Genomic DNA, 19,781 nt, shown 5'->3' with positions numbered 1-19,781 from the left:
CCTATCTCCCCCTAGGGTTGGGAGGGCGGCGGAGACCGCAAACCGGTCCATCGGATTTTTGTTTCTGCATGAGCAACCCCACCAGATTCCGCATTTGGCGCCGATTCTGGAGGCGCTGACGGAATTGCGGGCTTATCGCAAAATTCAAGCATTTGTGATGGGCGATGAAAACGCCAGATTGCTGCGGGCTCTGGTTTCCGAAAAAGTGCTCCGGCAGGTCGAGCTTATTGTTCTGCAACCGCCGAAAATAGCCCGGGGCCTCGAGGCGATGATCGGCAAGGCGATCCCGCTGCAGCGCATTGGCGCGCTCTATTCCATTCGAAAACAATTGGAGCAGCTTGATGTCATCGCGTCGCCGGAGATGACCTGTTTGTTGTTGCGCAGTCACTTTGGCGTCAAGGACGTGAAAATCGTGTGGACCCAGCATGGGTGCGGCGATAGGGCGGCGGGCTTCAAACAGAGCATTCGTCTTTTCGATCACGTTTTCGTGCCTGGCGCGAACCAACGTGACCGAATGTTAAGGGAGCAGGTAATCCAGGAAGGAAAATACAGCGTCGTCGGATACCCCAAATTCGATCTTGTGGATCACTCGGCGAAACGCGCATCACGTATTTTTGACAACGACAATCCGACTTTTGTTTACAATCCGCATTTCGACCCAAGCCTCTCCTCCTGGTACAAGCATGGCGAGCAAGTGATAGAGGCGTTCGCGAACCGGCCCGACTTCAATCTCATCGTCGCGCCGCATATCATGCTGTTTACGCGAAAACTGCATATGACCGGAAATCTTTCCGCGATCGAATGGCGTAAGAACATACCTCATCGCTATCGCAACCTTCCCAATATTCACATCGACACCGGTTCGATCAACAGCATCGACATGAGCTATTTACATGCGGCGGACGCCTATCTGGGAGATGTTTCCAGTCAGATTTATGAGTTTCTTTTTGAGCCGCGCATGTGCGTATTTCTGAACAGTCACGGCGTTGATTGGAAAAATGATCCAAATTACGCCAATTGGAAACTGGGCAATGTTGTTGCTGATGTTGAAGGCTTGAATGCGCTGCTCGATCGCTATTCAGAAGAGAAAGACCGTTTTCGCGATGCGCAGGTCAGGGCGTTTCGAGGCACCTTTGACGAGCCTATCCTGGGCGGGGCGCAGCGTGCGGCGATCGCGTTGAGCAAGGTCTGATCGTAGCGGGCAGAGCCTATCCCACTTACCAGACGACGACCGGCAGATTTTCTCTTGCGGCTTTAGTTTTTGTTTTCAATTTCGGCGTGACGACCACGGGCGTATCCGCTTCGTGGAGCAACACGAAATCGGAATGATGATCGCTGTAAAATGTCCAATGCTGCTGGTCCCTCGGTGCGCCGGTCGTCTCCTCCAGAATTGCGAGAACCATGTCGAGCTTGCTGCGCCCATAGCAATTGGCGCCGACAATGCGCGGCGCGTCTCCGTTTGCGTCCGAGGGCGGATCATTGAAGGTCGTGCGCGTCGCAATGCACAGATCAAAGCCCAAACGCTCAGCAAAAATACTTGCGTAAAAATCGACGCTTGCGGTGGCCATGACAAGTTTGTCGCCAGCGCCTTTGTGTTTTTTAATAGCCTCGACGGCTCCGGGGCGAAGGCCGGAAATCATTGTACGCTCGACGAAAGCTTGGGAATAGGCTGCGATTTCGGCGCGGCTGAAGCTGCTCAGCGTGTTCGCCATCATGCGATCCTTCAGCATTTTACGGTCGCTTGAGCCCACTCCATAGGCGGCGAGATGCGGAATAAACCCGCCAAGCAGCGCTGCGCGATCAAGCGGTGATTTCTGTGTGCTGAGGAGAAAGGGGGTGAAGGTGCCAAACGTTGTGATTGTGCGATCAAGATCGAAGATGGCAATTCGGTTGGTCATTGGCGGCTTTCTGCTGTGAACTTTGCGTTGTGCGCAATATGGCGAACATCAGGAAAAAGCAAACAGGTTTCTCGGAAGAAAGGACCTGCGGGGCCAGCCTGGGAGCGTGCTGTATGGGATGGCCGCAAAACGCCAGGTCGCTATCACCTGCTTAGCCGGGCCTTGCCGGGCTCAGCCGGCCTTTCTGGCAAGGCCGGTGCGCAATCTTGCTGCGATTTTCGCCAGCAGCAATTCCTTGTTGATTGGCTTGGTCATAAAGTCATCCATGTCGCCGGCCAATACTTTTTCACGCTGCCCCTCTTCAGCATGTGCGGTAATGCAAAAAATCGGCGTGCGCGGCGTGTTGCTCGCGGCCTCGATGGCGCGAATTTGCTTTACCGCGCCAAAACCGTCGAGATTGGGCATGGATAAATCCATCAAGATTAAGTCGAAGGAATGTTTGTGAAATTCGGCGACCGCCGCTTCACCGTCTTCGGCCATAGTCAGATCATACGAACCGTTCGAAAGAAGGCTTTCCAAAACCAGCCGGTTGATCTCATTGTCCTCGGCGATGAGAATTCTTGAACGATGTGAGCCAGGCGCCGGGTTCTCTGCGCTTTTACGCAACCTATCTGCGCGGCGTTGCTGGACTTTTCGAGTGGTTCGCAGAAATGCTTTTCTGATCGAGCAGTAGAGATTTTTCGCTCGCAGGGGTTTCACAACAAATTCGTCTGCGCCCGCTGCGCGGAACTCAGAAATTATCGATTCTTTATCGCCAGCCGACAGGACGACTATTGTCGTGCAGGCCAGTTCCGGGTTGGCTTGAATGAAGCGGGCGACGGCGAGTCCGTCAGTCTCGGGCATGTGGTGATCGAGCAGCACAGCCTCGAAAGGCGCCCCTTCCGCTGCGGCGCGTTTGAGTTTTTGAATGGCTTCGGCGCCGCTGATCGCCGCTTCGGGGTAGAGCGACCAGGCTCGGCATTGCTCCTCCAGCATCTGCAGATGTTCTTCAACATCGTCGACGATCAGGATGCGCGCTTTGGGCAGCGGCGCCTTTCCAATTCGTTGGGAAGGGGATTCCTCCTTGATTGGGAGGGGCAGTTCCACCCAAAATGTCGATCCCTTTCCAACTTCCGTATCAACGCCGATCTCGCCGCCCATCAGTTCCACGAGGCGCTTGGAAATGGCAAGCCCAAGCCCGGTGCCGCCGAAATGGCGTGTGGTCGTCTCATCAGCTTGTGTAAACTCGTCGAAGATGGAGTCGATATTGTCGGCGTGCACGCCTATGCCGGTATCGGTCACGTCGATGCGACAGCGTGACGAGCCATCTGCCTTCTGAATGTTTCCTACGCGAATGCGAACAAAGCCTTCGGCGGTGAATTTGATCGCGTTTGCAACAAGATTGCTGACAACCTGACGGATACGCCCGGCGTCGCCGATGAAGTGCTGCGGCAGAGCGGGGTCGCAATGAACGAACATTTCAAGCTTTTTCTTCTGGGCGCAGCCGTCGAGCAGGGCGGCGACGTCTTCCATCGCTACGCGCAGGTCAAAGGGAGAGGTATCGAGTTCGAGATTGTTGGATTCGACCTTCGAAAAATCCAGCACGTCATTGAGAATTGTCAGCAAGGTCGAGCCTGACCCTGAAATAGTCTCGGCGAACATGCGCTGCCGGCCTGTCAGGTCGCTGGCCAATAAAAGATCCGCCATGCCGAGCACCCCGTTTAAGGGCGTGCGAATTTCGTGGCTCATATTTGCAAGGAACGCCGATTTTGCGACATTTGCAGCTTCCGCCTGCTTAAGGGCCGCCTGCAGTTGCACGAGCGTTTCCTCTTGTTTCACCAGCAAGGCGTTGAGGGTGTCTTGATCGGCTTTTTGCTGAGAAATATCGCGCGTGATTTTTGCGTAGCCGACCAGTTTTTCTTCGTCAAAAATAGGATCGATCACCACATTCGCCCAAAATTCCGAACCGTCTTTTCGGATGCGAAAACCTTGCGCCTCGAACCGGCCTTGTTCACGCGCCTCTTTGAGCGCGCGTTGCGGCAGCCCGGCGTCGCGATCTTCCTTTTTGTAGAATGTTGAGAAATGCCTGCCGAGTATTTCTTCCTCTGTATATCCTTTCGCACGTTCGGCGCCGGCATTCCAATTGGCGACTCGTCCATCAGTGTCGAGCATGTAAATTGCGTAATCAGTGACGCCTTGCACCAGCAAGCGGAAACTGCGTTCGCTTTCCAGTAACGCATCGGAAGCGGCTTTTGACTCACTTCTGTCGCGCAGGATATGTGCGATATTGACGATGTTATGATCATCATCGCGAACGGCTTTCAAGATGACTGTAGCCCAAACGCGGGAGCCGTTTTTTTTGACGCGCCACCCTTCAGACAGGTGCTCACCTTTTTCCAAGGCGTCGTTTAAGGATCGCGCCGGCTCGTTGGCTTTTTGCGCCTCGGGCGGAAAGAAATCCGAGAAATACCGCCCAATAATTTCTTCGGAGCTGTATCCAAAGATATTCTGGGCAAATCCGTCCCAGCTTTCCACACACCCTTCAGGTGATAGCAGGAAATTCGCAAAGCCGGCCATGCCATCAACAACATTTCTTCTTGGTTTTGTCTTCGTTGATTGCATGAGGGCCTCCTGATTTCTTCCTTCTGCGTGTTGCGCGAGCGCTAGTTCAGTTTCGCGAGAAAACCGACAACTCCAGATGCGCCAGGCTTGATCGGCGCCGAGAAGCTCCAGCGCGCATGCGTCACATCATAAGCACTGTTTTGCGTTTCTTCGGTCGGGATTGCGTTTAACTCGCTGATCGACAGATATGATTTGCCGCCGTCAAGGGAGTAGCTGATTTTTGCGCCCGCCGGATTGGATGACTGACCGAGATACGACATTTCGTTCGGCACCGGCATGGTCAGCACCGCGTTTTCCGCGCCGGTATTGTCATTGTTTACATAGCGGATCGTATATCGAATCGTGTCACCCGGTGCGACGGTCTCAACCGGCACATAGCTGCGCGTGATTTCGCCGTCAGCAGATTTCGTCACGACAAGCTTGTGAATTTCCTGCGTAGCGGTGAGGTCGCCGGCCAGGGCGGGGAGGGCGAAGAGGCTCAGGCTTGCTGTCAGTCCGAGAAGTTTCGTGTTCATGGTATTTCCTTTCGAAGTGTTGTTCAGTTTCTAATCAGGCGTTTATTTAATCCTTGCCCTGAAGGACACGGAGAATCCCGGGTCAGGGTCTCCGGCGGCCATCGCTCCTTTAGGGTTGAAGCAGATATAGGTGACTGCCGGGTCGTAGCCCGCCGCTGGCGAATAGGTGCATGATGCAAAATCCGCGGGGCGCGTCGCCTGATTCTGAATAGGCGACATCAGTTGCGTAGGTGAAGGTGAGATTAGACGAAGCATCGACAAAGCCGACCGGGTCGCCGCCGGCGAAACTGTCCGGGCCGCCTGTGTCGATATCGCCGTTAAAGAACTCAACTTCGTCCGGGAGCCGGTCGATAAGCACGACGGTGTCGGCGTCGGCCGCGCCGGCGCCCGTGTTCGCCACGGACAATGTGTAGATCACATCCTCACCCGGCAAGGCGTAGACTTCGCCGGTCCCGGCGGGATCGAAAACCGAGATTGTTTTCGCGCCGCTCAGTTCCGTCTCCAACGCGACGAATGTGAATGAATAGTCTTCGGCTTCGCCGTCGGCGGCCATCGTCGCGTCATCAAGTCCCTGAACGCTCGACCAGCGAAAGCGAATGAAGCTGACGGTATTGACGGCGACCGCTGTCGGGACGGTCGTGTTGATTGTAATAACGCCTGGCGTAGCATCGCCATCGTCAGTGCGGCCAGCCGCGCCGACAACGCCGTCTTGTGCGTCAATCGCGATTTGTTCACCGGCGTCGGCGAAATCGCCATCGCCGTTCCAGTCCGCCCAAGCCTGCAAATACCCGCCTGCGCCGACAACGGTCACCGGAAACGAAACCGCGGCGCCAGGATTGATCGCAGGCATGACGACGCCGTCTTCATCGTCCGTCTTGTCGGCGTCATCGCCAGTGGCGTCGGCATTGGCCAATGTCGTCGGGTCGGCGTCCGGCCTTTCCGCGCCCATATAGACTGCCGCCGCCGGTTCGATACTCGCATAGGTAAGGCTGTCCGCGAGAGTCACCGCTGCTGGCTGGATGGCGGAACTCACCGCGACATGCCGTGCATAGTGACCTGCAGAGGCGAAACCCTGCGCGTCGCCGGTGTCGATCGGCAAGAAGAAGCCGAAAGCGACAGCGGAAACCGAATTGGAGATTATTTGAACGTTCACTGTCGTAACGTTTTCTGACAACGCCAGCAGTGTTCCGGCGCCGAAATTGGGCGGTTCGCTTTCAATGATCTGCTGACCGTTTTGCGGGAATGCGGCATAAACTTCGCCGGCATATTCGATTGGCTGCCATGCGCCGCCATTGGTGGTGGCCAGTGTGGCCTCTCCGCCGCCGAGGTCTTCAGCATCGGCGAAAACCAGATCAAGCGGGATCGCATTGCCGTTATAGCTTGCGGTCCATGCGATATCCAAGGTGGGGTCGCCAGCGCCAACCGCGTTGCGCAAACCGATCGGGTTCAGGCCTGCATACATGTTATCGAGTATGTCGCCGAGCCAGTCGCCGGTGTTGTATTGGCGAACGCCCGAAGTGAGGTTGGTGATCTGCGCCGTGACGATGATGCCGCCCGGCAGGGTCCAGCTCTTGTTGACTGTGTCGCCCGCATTGAAGGTGACGTTGCCGCATTCCCAGTCGAACCACCATATTTCGTTCTGGAATGTCCCGGTCCCGCCGGAGGCGTAGCCGGAACCGGTCGCAGAGGAGCCGGCGATGCAATTATGCGTGACCGCGCTGACGGTGATGGTGACGGTCGCAATGTCACAATTGAATGTCGAGCCGGAAGAGCAAAGTTGATAGTCAAAGCTGTAAACACCGGCTGCAGCGGTCGCCTCAAGGCTTACTGCGCCTGTGAGCGTGTCGAATGCGATCCCTGCAGGCAGGCTCGAACCAGAAGCGATAGACAAGTCAAAGCTGGAGACCGCCGCGCCATTGTCTGTATCGTTCGCGAGAACGTTCAGGATATTTGCAGCCCCGCCAGTCTGGTTGTTGACCGTTGTTGAGTCGTCATTAGCGACGACCGTGATTGGTTTGCGAAACTCAATATCGTCGATGGCGAGATCATTACCGCAACCGCCGGGCGCGTTATTGCTCAGAACCAGTTGAACCTGGGATGTTGATGGGCCCGTTGTGAAGTCCAGCACATACTCTTCCCAGGCAGGCGGATCGCTCAACGGGATATTGCCCGTTGTATTTGACGCCAGCACATTGCCGCTCATATCCTGAATGGAAAAAGTGACATTCGGCAAAATCAGGCCGCCGACTGTGTCGCAATAGTTTTTGACGGTCTGGGTGTTGGCGTTCACGATCCATGCGGAGAAATGGTATTCCTGATTTGTTTCGAGATTTACCGTCGTTCTGTAAAATTCGTCGGCGAACCCTTCAGTGGCGTTCACCACCATCATGTATCCGACGCCGTCATTGCTGGTATGGTCGTTCAGATCCACCCAGTTGTTGAATGCGCGGCGTGCATTCTCCGCGATGACGTACTGTCCGTCATCAAGAGAGTCCGGGAATGCGCCGGTTGTGGGTGCATTATAGGTATAGGTGGTCACCGTTGAGGGCAGGGGAGCGCCCGGATAGGCGCCGCCGCCGAAATCTTCCTTGTAAACGATCTGGGCGTTTGCGGCGCCGATAAGACAGGCCGTGGCGGAAACCGAAGCGGCGAGTCGCGTAAAAGTATTATTAAGTCCAGTCATTAGTTACGCCCTCCCGGAGAGACCCAGCGCAGTAAATCGCCTGCGTCGTTTTGGTCGAATTTTATCCGCAATTTTATGAACGCGCCCTTATGACTTTCAGACGCCGCTTCGAAATCTTCGTCTCTGAAGCCGATAAAATTGTATCCGACGCTAAACCACATGTTGTTTTTCGGGGAAAAACCTACACTTGGCCCAAATTGATACTCTGCGGTGCGGGTTGCAGTAGACTGCAACACAGAGGCGCGAAGGCCAAAATCTATATTTGTGGTGATGTCGCGGCGCAGCTCCATGCCAACCAGATTGGTCCAGCTTGAAAACTGCTCGCCGAAGAAGTTGGCGTTCGAATATTTGATGCCATGGAACGCGGCGAGTTGCGTTTTTTCGGACAACATGACGTTCGCGCCAGTATTGCTGACCAGTTTCCAGCTTTCGCCCTGGGCGTCGCCGCGCTGCATCGCAAAGTCGAGGCGGTTGAAAAGCGCGAACCGGTCTGACACGGGCCGCCATGCGAGGCCCAAGCGGGCTTCGACGCTGTCATTGACGCCAGCCAATTCGCTCTCGGTGCGTTGCAAGCGTGCGCCGCCTGCATAAGAAAGGCTTTCGGACAATTCACGCGCGGCGCCGAAAACAAGCGTCATGCGTTCATTCTCCTGCGTTTCGCGATATTCGGCGCGTGCTGACAAGGCGGTGTTGTCCTTGCGGAAACCGACGCCGAAATAGCCTGAAGTAAAGGCTTCTCTTTTGGCGAGCAGCGGCGAGTCTTCTTCCTCGCCCGCAATGTCGTCGGAAGTCGCATCATCCAGCCAATTGCGCTTCGCCAATCCAAGGCTTGCACTCCAGGCATCGCTCATGCGGAAGGATTGATCAACGCCGACGGTGGCTGCAATGCGCGACGCGCCGTCTTGCGTGATCTGATTGACATCCGTGACAATCTTGCCGCCGGTCCAGGGCAGAACAGTGACGCCGACAAGCGTATTCTGATTGGAGCCTTCAAGACCGTCAGTGATCTCGTGACGCAGATTGAGCGTAACGCGTTCGCCAATCGCCTTGTCGGCGCCGAGGATCGTTCTTTCAGGCGCGATCGCCGCCGGGTCGTCTGATCCGCCGATCGGCTGTTCGCGCGATGCGGAAAGGGTCAGGCCGAGATTCGGCATTGCGACGCTCACATTTCCGGTGGCCAGGAAAGACTGACGCTCCTTGCCGCCGATATTTTCCTGTACGGCGCGCAGTCCGGCGCCGGCGCTCAGGGTCGAGCCCGCATGAGTGACGCCGATTTCACCGACCGTGCGTTGATCGTCGGTTTCAAGCGCGGTCTCATTATAGACTTGAGCATTCAGGTTGCGCGTGCTGCGACGGCCGGATTTCTCACTCACCGATTCATCGATTTGCGCTGTGGCCTGACCGCCGATGCGGCGGATCGACTGGGTGCTGCGCGCTGTCTGGCCAAGACCGAAGCCAGCGCTTTCTTCGCGAATGTACGCTTCCGCGCCGAAAGTCTCGGTTTGGTGACGCAGTTCGACAAGATAGGCTTCCGCGTCGCTTGGCTCGCCTTCTTCGTCGTCGGCGCTGCGGCGCGAACGCGCATATTCAGCCTTGAGCTGCGTGTTTTTTCCGATTTTCACGGTCGCATCGACGCCGGCAAGTTCAGCTTTGTGGCTTGCGGAGGAGCCGTCGCCATCTTCGCGAATTGCAGTGGCCCCGGCGGTGATCCGCTCGCCCTTGCTGCGTACTTCCGCACGTCCGCCAAAGGTCAGATTGCGTTCCGCATCCGAATAGGTCTCATAGTCGACAACGATGACATTGTCGTTGAATTGCGGATCGGCGGCCACAACCGGCGCGCGGAAAATAAGCTCGCCCGTTTTGTAGTCGATTTCATAGTCGGCATAGCGCTCCATCGATGTTGTCGCCAGGACCTGATCCGGACGGAACCGGTCCCGCGTTTCAATGATGATGACTTCGGAATTGCGGACAATATCAGCCTGCGACAACTGGTACGGTCCGGAAGTGCCGTCAGCAGGGATTTCGTCTTTTGCAAAGCCCTGATTGGTCTCAGAGGCGAAGGCCGTGGCTGAGAAGTTGTTGCCGTCATAGCTGGCGCGCAGGCCCGACAGATTGCGGTTATAGCGCGTGAGCTCGGTGTCATTAAGTCCGGTGTTGAAGTCTCCGAACAGAAGCTGGGCGAGGTTGTTTTCCAGTTTCACGTAAAACGGATATCTGCTTTCAGCTTCATGACCCTGCACAGAGCGGTCGCCATACAGCGTGTAATACGCGTTCGGATCTATCTCTTCATAAAGAGCATTGTCTTCACGGCCACGTTTTTTCGCCGTATCCACAGCCACGGTCAGCAGCCAGTCGCCTTTGACGACGCCTTTTGCGAACAGAGCGATGCGGCCAGCTTCGTTCCACTTGCCATTCTGCCCGAGCGGGCCTGCGGCGCCGTCGAGTTGCGAAAGCTGGCCTTCCGCCAGACCGACGACGATCCAGTCGCGCTTTTCCGGACGAAGATGGGCGTCGATTTCCTCAACCCGCGTACCGGTCAGCGGCGCGAGGATACGCACTTTGCCGGTCTTCAGCGTCGGCTCCAGCTCAATGCGGGCGATGCCGTCAGCATCGACGCGAACACTGCGCGCTTCAGTCTGGCTTGCATCGACCGGCGCGAGCTTTGCCAGTTCGTTGTCCGACTTCAGCTTGTAAGGCGGCGCCACATCGATCTCGATGATGCGCCCGGCGTGAACTGCGCGTCCGGCGGCGTTTTCCAGGCGGATTGCGATGACCGGATTAGTGCGGCCGTCCGCAACCAGGATGGACTGATCGTCGACCAGGCGGGCGCTCTGCGCTTCGGTGACGAACCAGATTTCCCGCGTAAGGCGTTTCGTTTCGCCGCCCTTTAAGGTGATGACGGCCTCAAACACGTTTTTGCCAGGTTCAATATCGACGCCTCTCCAGCGATGAAGATTGACCGACTGATCGCGTGAAGAAATGCGAGCCTGTTTGTTTGCGCCGCTGGTCTTGCGGCCATTCAGGCGCAACTCGACTTTGGCGCGGGTCGGCGCCTTGATGCCGAGATTGACGCTCTGGCTGGACGGCGTCTTATTCGCATCAGGGTAGACCCAGGCAATGTCGGCGGACTGCGTGTTCAACCAGTCGCGGTCATAGGCGAGATATTCCGTAATATCATCTTCGACCGCTTCTTTGGTCTCTTGCGTAACCGGCGCAGCAGCCTCTGCGGTCCGCTTGAGGTAGAAGTTCGCACGCCAGACCGTGCCGCCCATCGCGTCTACGAATTTTGAAATGGCGCTGCCGGCATATCGGCTATTTGCTTCGCATTCCATCGGCTGATATCCGGCAGGCAGGGTCGCCGGATCGATCTGCACGACATGCGAACCAGGGTCGACATCTTCGAAATGGAATTGACCGTTTTCATCGGTGACAACAAAGTCGCCGGTTTCCATGTAGAGGCGCACGTCAGCAACGCCTTCACCCGCAAGGATCTTGCGCGCTGGTTCAGCCTCGCCATCGCAGGCATTGGTCGCAACGCGGCCGATAATCGTTAATTTCGAACGCAGCAGATCTTCCTGAATAGTGATCGCGGCTTCGGCTGTGTTCGACAGAGGGCGGTTATAGGGGTTGACCGCAGTTGCGCGATTAATGGCTTCGCCATTGCGCACGCCCGGGCCAATCGCAGCAACGTAGGAAAAGATGTGCGTGTCGCCCGGCTGAATGTCGCCGCCAGCGAAATAGAGAGTCTGGCCATTTGCTGAAATTTCCGGGTCTGCAATGCGCTCGCCATCAAGATGCGCCGTGCCTTCACGGTAGCGGAATCCATCCGGCAAGGCGTCTTGAACACGCAAGGGCAGGCGGCTGTCATCGCTGTTTTCGACTTCAACCGTGTAGGTGATGAAGTCGCCAATTGATGCGGTTGGGGCCCCGGACTTTTTCACGACAGTCAGGCCGCGATCGGTGTCAAGCGGGACATCGAAATGCAGGGGGCCGGAAGCCGAAACCGTGAATTCAAGCCCGTAGGAACCGTCAATGATTTCAAACGGACCATTTTCCAGGTTTTCAAACTGGTCGGCCTCAAAACCTGACGGGAAGACATAGCCGTCCGGCGGCGCAATCTGCAGGCGGTACTGACCAGGCGCCATTAGCGGAAACAGAAACTGACCCGGGTCCAGATCATAGACAGCGCCGGACGCGTCCGTAACGCTGCCGCCGGTGGTGAGGGTTGAGGGGTATGCCGACATGCCGTCGACGCCGTACACCGCCGCAGGCTGGCCAGTCGCTGCCTCGGCAATGGTGACCACTGCGCCATCGATAAGCTCGCCGGTCAGCGAATCGAACAGCAGGCCGAAAGGATCAACAAGCGCAGTGTCGATCGACACTTCTGTTGCGTCGAACGGATCAATATAGGTCGCGCTAAGCCCCGCCGATTCTGCGACAGTGAGCATAGAGTCATCGAACGCAGTGGCGCTGGATGTCGTTGGAATGTAACCGTAAAACTGGCCGCTATCCGGACCGTCTTCGTAAAGGCGAAGCGTAACGCGGTCCATGCCTTTTGATTCGATCGTGGCGGTCACTGTTTCGATCCGGCCCGGGTCGCCATTTTGGCCGGCGTCGGTAACGCGCACCAGCAGCAATTCGCCGCTGTAAAAAGCGTCGGCAGGGATCAGCGCATTGGGCTCGCCCTTGGAAAGCGGGGCGGTGGCTTTCGCCATTGACGGATCGACCTGCTCGAATTCTGCGGTTCTAGAAACGCCGCTGGAGCGCCGCGCGGAATTCGCGGCCGGACGGTAGTCGCTGCCATTCAGCGCGATCATCTGTCCGTCGGTGGCGGCAGGGGCGTGGCGGAAAAATTCAATTGTGGAAGGCGTCGGACGCGCAACGACCTGGAAGGTTGCGTCATTGGTTGGAAATGCAAAGCGTCCGCTCGGATGGTCATAAGCGACCACTGCAGTGTTCGTGACTTCTGTGCCCAGCGGCGAGGGTTGCGCGTGAGCCGCTGCTGCAAAGCAGACCGAAGTGCAGAGCGTTTTGAGGATGTATTGACCAAACTTAGACATCTTCAAATCCTTTGCTGACGTTCATTTCGCTCGCCGAATCTCGGCATGGTTGGGGCGGGCGCGCACTCGCCATCGAGTGCGCGGGAAGAGTAGTGTCTGGCGTATGTTGAACGCCTCGGTGGTTAGGAACGGGCGCCGATCAAGCGGGGGGCAGCAGAGTGATGATCGGCGCCCGTCGCGCGATGGCTAGATTTTGCTAGCCAATCCGGTCGCTAGATTTTTCTAGCGGACCAGTGCGCGGATATAGAGCTGAGCGACGGAGTTCGTGGTGCCCTCCGTTGCGGCGAGACCTGCGCTGGTGAGCGAAATCGTACAGATTTCACCATCGGCGCCGTCGCAGTCCGTTGTGTTGTCAGCTTTGGTGAAGGTAAGCGTGCCTGGCGTATCGAAGCCTGTGGTTGTGGCTGATACAAAGGCGACATTGTCCGGCAGCACGTCGGTAATATCGATGCTGTCGGCGTTGGAGCCGGCGACTTCGCCGGTATTGGTGACTTCGATCGTGTAAAGCACACAGGCGCCCGGCGTTGAATATTCCGCCGTCGGCTCGGTTGCCGGGATCGCTTCCGATGAACATGCCGTTGCGTCGGAATCGGTTTTCAGCACCCAGACCAGCTTTTCAGCCGTCAGGTCAGGCGAGGTCACAACAAAGCTGGACTGCGCCGACATGCGGCCATCCTGGCCCGCTTCTTCGGAAGTATTGCTGCCATCTGCGAAGACGTTTTCAGCAACGCCGTCGATTGTGTTGGAGCCGTCTCCATCCTGCGCGGTAACATCGCCAACCGCCGGAGCGACTGCTTCGTACGACCACGCGCTTGGGTTGCGGGTCTCGGCAACAAGAACGAGATTGTCGGTATTCAACTCCTGCAGGCCATCCGGAATATCGCCGGAAACCTTGACGGTGAAGGGAAGGTCGGCGGGAATGTCACAAGTGAAGCTTGCCGAACCAGCCGGTGAACCGACTACGGTCGCCGTCAACGGGGCGTCTGTAATTGCAGCTTCGCAAGCATCGGCGAAATCGCCGTCGCCATTGAGGTCGGCCTGCGCCCGTGAGTAGGTGATCTGCAGTCCGGTTGCGTCGAAATCATCACCCGCAACATCAGCGACGCTGAACGAATAGGACTGATGATCGTTACCGAGGTTGGTGATTGTATATTCCAGAATGCGGTCTTGCGCGTTGGACGGCACGACCAGGCCCGGATTGAGCGCCGTAACCTCAAGGTCAATGATCCGGTCGACCGTGAAGTCAGTCGGACCGTTAGGGTCGATTACCGGTGAGGGCTCGCCAGCGCCGGCCGTATATGCCGGATCGTTGGTGATGGTGCCTTGAGAAACACCGCTAACCGCATAGTCGAGGGTGAAGGTGTTCTCTACGGACTTGCCGGCGTCCGTGCCGTTTGCATTTGCAGTTCCAAAGAACGTGACCGCGCTCGCCGCAGTCAGAGCTAACTTTGAAACCTCCCAAAACTTTCGCATTTTCGTCTCCATTTGTTTGCGCCAGGAGTGCGAAAACTGCGAATTGGCCCTTTCCGAGAACTAAACAGTATAGATACGATTTTATCTATTAACTTAACCAAGAGTGCTTTTTTGATCTGCAGCTAATTCGTGAAGGCTAGTCGATACAAGCGTTCCAGGAACTGCTGGCGGCGACTTATACTTAATCTGATGGGGTTGCCGGGGGTGAACAGAGCATAAACATTCAGCCCAAGGTATTAGAACAATTTATTTAGAATTGTAGAGATTGGATAATACTTATGTACTAAACGTGGCTTTAGATTTGGATCGTGTTGGTTCGCGGGGGCAAAAAAAGGCCAAGTAAATGCTGAAACGCGCGCTTATTATTGATGACCATCCGCTATATTGCGATGCGCTTTCGGTTGGGCTTACGACGCTTAGTCCAAAAACCCAAGTGGACGTCGCGAAGACATTCTCAACAGCGCAAAGCATGATTGATCAAAGCGAACCTTATGATTTGATCTTGCTCGATCTCATGTTGCCAGACGCCTACGGGCTTTCCGGGCTTGGAAAGCTCAGGGAAGCGCTTCCCGAGGCGCGCATTGTTCTGATTTCGGCGCGCGAAGAAGCGGGCGTTATTCGCGGCGCGCGGACTTTCGGTGCGGATGGTTTTCTTGGAAAATCCATGACGATGCCGGAGATCATCAAGAAATTGCGATATATTTCATGGGGCGAAAAGGTATTTCCGGATATCGATATGGAGCCCGATAACGCAAAGGGTGTTTCCGACGGCATTGCCGGGCTTTCTCCAGCTCAGATGAGAATTTTGTTGTCGTTGGCGGATGGTCGTTCCAACAAACAGATTGCATTCGATCTTCAGCTTGCCGAGCAAACCGTCAAAAGCCACCTTTCGGTGATCTTCAAGAAGCTGGGCGTTACCAACCGCACCCAGGCGAATTTGGTTGCGCGTGATTTGCTGCCTGATTATGCGACAAAGAACGTCAGCTAGCCCATGAACCGTCCCTACGATTTGCGCTCACCTTTTGGCCCACCCTCGTCAGTAGGGAAGAAGCGAGTTGCGCCGGCGCGAGCGCATGACTGTGAAGCACAACGCCTGGCGGAACTGCTTTCCTATGACATTCTTGATACGCCGGAAGAGCCTTTTTTTGACGCGATAACACAAGCCGCCGCCCTTACATGCGGCGCGCCGATCGCCCTTGTTTCTCTGGTTGATGGAAAGCGGCAATGGTTTAAGGCCAGGGTGGGGCTTGATGTTGCGGAAACACCGCGTTCACTGGCGTTTTGCGCGCACGCCATTCAGTCGAGCGCGCCATTTGTTGTTGAGGATACTCACAAGGACCCACGCTTTGCTGATAGCCCGCTTGTCACCGGGCCGCCGCATATAAGGAGTTATGTTGGGGCGCCCTTGATTACGAAATCGGGCATGGCGCTGGGGACGCTTTGCGTCATTTTTCAACAACCGACAACACTGAATGCCGACCAGATCCGCCAACTCCAATTGATGGCGAAGGCGATCGTCGAGCACTTGGATGATCGACGGCGTGCGGACGAGGTTCGTGATAGCCGTGGCATGCTCGCAAGTTTCGTGTCGCGCTCTCCCGGCGCAATGGCCATGTTCGACAAAGACATGTGCTATATGACGTTGAGCAAGCGGTGGGCGGATGATTTCAACCTCGATGCGAAAGACGTGATTGGAAAATGCCAATATGACGTCATGCCGGAGATTTCCGACAGCGAAAAAGAAGTGAATAATCGTTGTCTGCGTGGCGCGGTTGAGCGCAGCAGCAATTACGAATTTCACAGGCTTGACGGAACGACAGTGCATATGCGCTGGGAAGTCCGGCCATGGGTGGAAGAGACCGGTGACATTGGCGGAATTATCATTTTTATTGAAGATATTTCCAGCGAACATAAAGCCATGCAGGCGCTTCAAGAAAGCGAAGCTCGGCTTGCGCGTGCATTGGATCTTTCAGGCGCGGCGATCTGGGAGATAGATCTTCACGAGCAAGTCTATCACCGGTCAAACAATTTCGAGAAATTTTTCAGCAAACCGCCGAGCTCTCTGCGGATATTCAGCGACTTCTGGAGCATCGTCCATCCGGATGACCAGGAGGGGGCGAGAAATGCCTGGATTGCGCATTATCGCGGCGGCCCGCCCATGGATTTCGACCACAGGCTTGCCAATCCGGCGGACGGCGTCACCTGGGTGAACACCTTCGCCCAGCTTCACCATGATGAGAATGGTGCGCCGTCTCGCATAACAGGCATGGTGCGCGATGTTACGCTGCGCAAGAAAGAGCAGATCGAACTCGCCAAAGCGCGGGACGCGGCTAATCAGGCGAGCATCGCAAAGACGGCGTTCGTCGCGACGATCAGTCATGAAGTGCGAACGCCGCTCCACGCGATTGCAGGGTTTGCGGAGTTGTTGAATGAAAGTCCGAGTCTGACGGCGCCTGACCGGCGTCATGCGGAACTCATTCATGGCTCTTGCGAAGTTTTGCTGGCGCTGTTGAACGACGTGCTGGACCTTTCGACAATCGAGTCCGGGGGCATGACGATCGCCCGAAATCCCATCAGCCTTTCCGCCATTGCGCAGGATGTAATCGACCTGCTTCGTGAGCCGGCCTCAGAGAAGGGCCTGGAGCTTTCATTCACGTTTAACCATGATGTCGCGCCGGTGCATCTTGGCGATGAAACAAGAATACGCCAGATCTTCACCAACCTGATTTTCAATGCGATCAAGTTTACCGACAAAGGCAGCGTGAAAGTGGCTGTGGACTTGCTGGAAAGCGAGCCGGAAGAGCAAAAGCTCCGTTTCTCCGTGACCGATACGGGAATTGGAATCGCCAAGGACAAGATTGGTTTGCTCTTCGACAAGTTCACGCAGGTTGAAGAATTCAATGGGCGCTCGCAAGGCGGCGCCGGCTTGGGGCTGGCGATTTGCCGCGCCATTGCGGAGCTGATGGGCGGCGAGATTGGGGTGGTCAGCACAGTCGGCAAAGGATCGACATTCTGGGTTGAGTTGCCCTTGTCAGTCTCCGCTGCGCCGGAAAAAGCGCTTAGGGATGTGAAAACACACCAACAGATCACCGGCGCATTGCTCAGTGACTGTGTTGGCAAGCGGTTGCTGCTTGTTGATGATGTCGAGCTTAATCATGAGCTGCTTAAGGGCATGCTGCAGCCAAGCGGCTGTGAAATAGACACCGCTTTTTCGGGGGAGGAAGCAATCCGAGCCGTTCGTCAGAAAGACTACGATCTCATTTTGATGGATATTCAGATGTCTGGCATGGACGGCATTCAAGCGACCCATTTCATTCGCGCGCTCGGGGAGAAATATCAGAAAATTCCGATTGTCGCGATGACAGCGAATGTCCTCTCGACACAGATCGACGCCTATTACGAAGCGGGCATGAACGCGCATATCAGCAAGCCTGCAAATCGCCGTCAGGTGTTGGAGGTTGTTGGTCGCTGGTTTGGCGACGATGCGCCTCTAACCGATGACGATAATATCCCTGATGATCTGACCAAAGCGCTTTCGGGGCGCTTTCTTGAGAATGCGCGTCAGGAGTTGGAGGAAATTGAGATTTGCCGGCAAAATCGCGATGCCGGCTCGGTCAAGCGCATGCATGAGTCTGTGCATCGCCTCGCCGGTGTGGCCGGCGCCTTCGGCTTTGAAGAAGTGGCGGCGCAAGCGCGTCAACTGGATCAGGCGTTTCATGCCAGTGACCCAGACACTGACGAGGCGATCGAACTGTTCGCTATGACGCTGCGCGATACGATTCACGCCGGTAGGTAAGCGAGCGTAATCTCGAGCCGTGTGCGATTAAGTTCAGTAACTACTGCTTTTTTAAGGGGTTGTGACGCTTTGAAAACTCATCCCGCGCTGTTGGGGTGGGCGGGGACTTCGGTTGACCCGCAGACTAACTGGCGGAATGTTACATAGCGAAATCAGTAGTTTGTCTGTGAACGGATGTAATATCGCGTCGACTAACTTCAGCGAGATAGATTCCGATCGCAAGCGGCTTGTCGTAGTTCCTACGCGGTAAGCCACTGTCTACGGCCTATTTTCCGAGTGAAACATGCATTTCCCGACAAAGGTGTTGGGTTTGTAATGGGTATGCGCCCCTCGAAAGCCCGGAGAATCCGAACTTACGTTGCGGATGGAACACAGTGGCGGTTCAAGCCCGCCAACCCCTTAAGATTATTATCCAAATGAAAACCGACGGCATGCGCCGCGAAATAACATACCAAAAACACATACCAATATATGCCAAATGGCATGAGTCATATGTTGACAGATTGAGGTTTATTGGTCGATGGTGCTGGCAATAACAACAATCGACGCCATGGGAGGGGTCACATGAAACTCAAGCAGACCAACACTATTTTCAGTGGTTCAAATAAAACCACCAGCAATTTCAAAGCATTGCTTCTTTCATCGGCGATTGCTCAAGTGCTTTTGCTGCCTTCTGGGACGGCCTGGGCGCAGGATGACGAAGCCGAGGACGTTATTGTCGTTCAGGGGATTCGTGCATCACTCGCGAACGCGCTCGATGAAAAACGTGAGGCGCCGAGCCTTAAAGAGGTCATTCTCGCGGAAGATATCGGTAAGCTTCCAGATCAAAACCTCGCGGAGGTTCTGGAGAACATCACAGGTGTCCAGATTACCCGTGAGGAGGGCGTGGGTACGGGTGTTCAAATCCGGGGTACGGGGAGCAACCGACTCGAAATCAACGGCGTCTCATCCGTTGGCGCCGGAAATGGACGTACGGGTATTAACTTTGAGGATCTAAATCCATCCATCATTGCGGGTGTTGAAGTTATCAAAGCGCCCGAAGCGAAAACGATTGAAGGATCAGTCGGCGGCACGATTAATCTGAGAACCATTCGCCCGCTGGACTTGAAGGAGACTCTCTTCAGCGTCCAAGCGCAAGCGGAAAATAGCAGCCTTTCGACTGAAGGCTTGCAGCCAAGATTTTCAGGGGCGGTTGGTAAAAAATGGGAGGCTGACTCCGGACAAGAATTTGGTGTTGTTTTGAGCGGCAGCTACACCCAATCAAGCAATACTTCTTTCCGTCCACGTCTTGATCTCGATAATTTGACGACATGTCCGGCTGTCGACACGCCAAGCTCGTGCCCAACCGGAGCCACTCATTTTCTTGGCATTCAGTTCTTGAATCAGGTTCAAAGGACAGAAGATTTTGAAACGTTCAACCTGGCGGGCTCCGTAGAGTATAAGCCGACTGCCAATCTGAAGCTTTACGCCGATTATATTTATACAGACCAAACCCGTCGAAGAGCAGGCTCCAGAGCGCAGTTTTCCAACGTTAGCCGGCTGAATGGCGACGGACAGCCCGGCGCTGGGGATCCTCTCACCAGAGACACCAATATTAACTTCACAGATTTTGAAACATTCGATTTAGGGCTCGACGCGATCGGTCAAGATCTTGGCAGCATTCTAGCCGTCACAGCCGGTACTTTTACGCCGTTTCAAGGGACAGAACCTTTTGATTCTGCGGGGAGCGCCATTCCTGCGGGGGTCCAGTGACAA

10 protein-coding genes are annotated in these 19,781 nt (G+C 55.6%); 4 read left to right on the top strand and 6 right to left on the bottom strand.

All coding sequences use genetic code 11. The features are described from left to right. The first annotated feature begins 94 nt into the window (after positions 1 to 94). Positions 95 to 1,192, top strand: a complete 1,098-nt coding sequence (locus tag AC0L8G_RS16595) for a hypothetical protein (RefSeq protein WP_473385272.1) — start codon at positions 95 to 97, stop codon at positions 1,190 to 1,192. A gap of 25 nt (positions 1,193 to 1,217) precedes the next feature. Here the strand turns inward: AC0L8G_RS16595 and AC0L8G_RS16590 are convergent, their stop codons facing one another. The 6 genes from AC0L8G_RS16590 to AC0L8G_RS16565 all read right to left on the bottom strand — a co-directional run bounded on the left by AC0L8G_RS16590 (position 1,218) and on the right by AC0L8G_RS16565 (position 14,230). Continuing rightward, positions 1,218 to 1,898 (bottom strand): HAD family hydrolase, encoded by a 681-nt coding sequence (locus AC0L8G_RS16590; protein ID WP_473385271.1) that lies wholly within the window; start codon positions 1,896 to 1,898, stop codon positions 1,218 to 1,220. A 171-nt stretch (positions 1,899 to 2,069) separates the two neighbouring features. Continuing rightward, entirely contained in the window at positions 2,070 to 4,499 is a 2,430-nt protein-coding gene (locus AC0L8G_RS16585) for a PAS domain-containing hybrid sensor histidine kinase/response regulator (protein WP_473385270.1), read from the bottom strand. A gap of 41 nt (positions 4,500 to 4,540) precedes the next feature. Then, the gene (locus AC0L8G_RS16580; RefSeq protein WP_473385269.1) at positions 4,541 to 5,014 is read right to left on the bottom strand and encodes a hypothetical protein; all 474 of its coding nucleotides are present in this window, start codon (positions 5,012 to 5,014) and stop codon (positions 4,541 to 4,543) included. A gap of 109 nt (positions 5,015 to 5,123) precedes the next feature. Continuing rightward, positions 5,124 to 7,697 carry a CshA/CshB family fibrillar adhesin-related protein gene (locus AC0L8G_RS16575; RefSeq protein ID WP_473385268.1) on the bottom strand — a complete coding sequence of 858 codons (2,574 nt, stop codon included), beginning with the start codon at positions 7,695 to 7,697 and terminating at the stop codon, positions 5,124 to 5,126. Then, positions 7,697 to 12,757 (bottom strand): hypothetical protein, encoded by a 5,061-nt coding sequence (locus AC0L8G_RS16570; protein ID WP_473385267.1) that lies wholly within the window; start codon positions 12,755 to 12,757, stop codon positions 7,697 to 7,699. The genes AC0L8G_RS16575 and AC0L8G_RS16570 overlap by 1 nt, the downstream gene beginning before the upstream one ends. A 222-nt stretch (positions 12,758 to 12,979) precedes the next feature. Further along, a complete protein-coding gene (locus AC0L8G_RS16565; protein ID WP_473385266.1) occupies positions 12,980 to 14,230 on the bottom strand; it encodes a hypothetical protein in 1,251 nt (416 codons plus the stop codon). Positions 14,231 to 14,573: 343 nt separating this feature from the next. Between AC0L8G_RS16565 and AC0L8G_RS16560 the strand changes: the two genes are divergently transcribed. The 3 genes from AC0L8G_RS16560 (at position 14,574) to AC0L8G_RS16550 (ending at position 19,778) form a co-directional block, all read left to right on the top strand. Further along, entirely contained in the window at positions 14,574 to 15,218 is a 645-nt protein-coding gene (locus AC0L8G_RS16560; protein WP_473385265.1) for a response regulator, read from the top strand. 3 nt (positions 15,219 to 15,221) lie between these two features. After that, positions 15,222 to 18,026 (top strand): ATP-binding protein, encoded by a 2,805-nt coding sequence (locus AC0L8G_RS16555; RefSeq protein ID WP_473385264.1) that lies wholly within the window; start codon positions 15,222 to 15,224, stop codon positions 18,024 to 18,026. A 564-nt stretch (positions 18,027 to 18,590) separates the two neighbouring features. Continuing rightward, complete coding sequence (locus AC0L8G_RS16550; protein ID WP_473385263.1) at positions 18,591 to 19,778, top strand: TonB-dependent receptor plug domain-containing protein; 1,188 nt, start codon at positions 18,591 to 18,593, stop codon at positions 19,776 to 19,778. Positions 19,779 to 19,781 lie beyond the last annotated feature (3 nt).

Source organism: Hyphococcus sp. D3-15, assembly GCF_055809375.1.
This window is presented reverse-complemented; position numbering and strand designations above follow the sequence as displayed.

Coding starts and splice junctions, on each gene's coding strand:
- AC0L8G_RS16570 (WP_473385267.1), bottom strand. CDS start 12,757: ATGTCTAAGTTTGGTCAATACATCCTCAAAACGCTCTGCACTTCGGTC.
- AC0L8G_RS16590 (WP_473385271.1), bottom strand. CDS start 1,898: ATGACCAACCGAATTGCCATCTTCGATCTTGATCGCACAATCACAACG.
- AC0L8G_RS16550 (WP_473385263.1), top strand. CDS start 18,591: ATGAAACTCAAGCAGACCAACACTATTTTCAGTGGTTCAAATAAAACC.
- AC0L8G_RS16575 (WP_473385268.1), bottom strand. CDS start 7,697: ATGACTGGACTTAATAATACTTTTACGCGACTCGCCGCTTCGGTTTCC.
- AC0L8G_RS16585 (WP_473385270.1), bottom strand. CDS start 4,499: ATGCAATCAACGAAGACAAAACCAAGAAGAAATGTTGTTGATGGCATG.
- AC0L8G_RS16565 (WP_473385266.1), bottom strand. CDS start 14,230: ATGCGAAAGTTTTGGGAGGTTTCAAAGTTAGCTCTGACTGCGGCGAGC.
- AC0L8G_RS16560 (WP_473385265.1), top strand. CDS start 14,574: ATGCTGAAACGCGCGCTTATTATTGATGACCATCCGCTATATTGCGAT.
- AC0L8G_RS16555 (WP_473385264.1), top strand. CDS start 15,222: ATGAACCGTCCCTACGATTTGCGCTCACCTTTTGGCCCACCCTCGTCA.
- AC0L8G_RS16580 (WP_473385269.1), bottom strand. CDS start 5,014: ATGAACACGAAACTTCTCGGACTGACAGCAAGCCTGAGCCTCTTCGCC.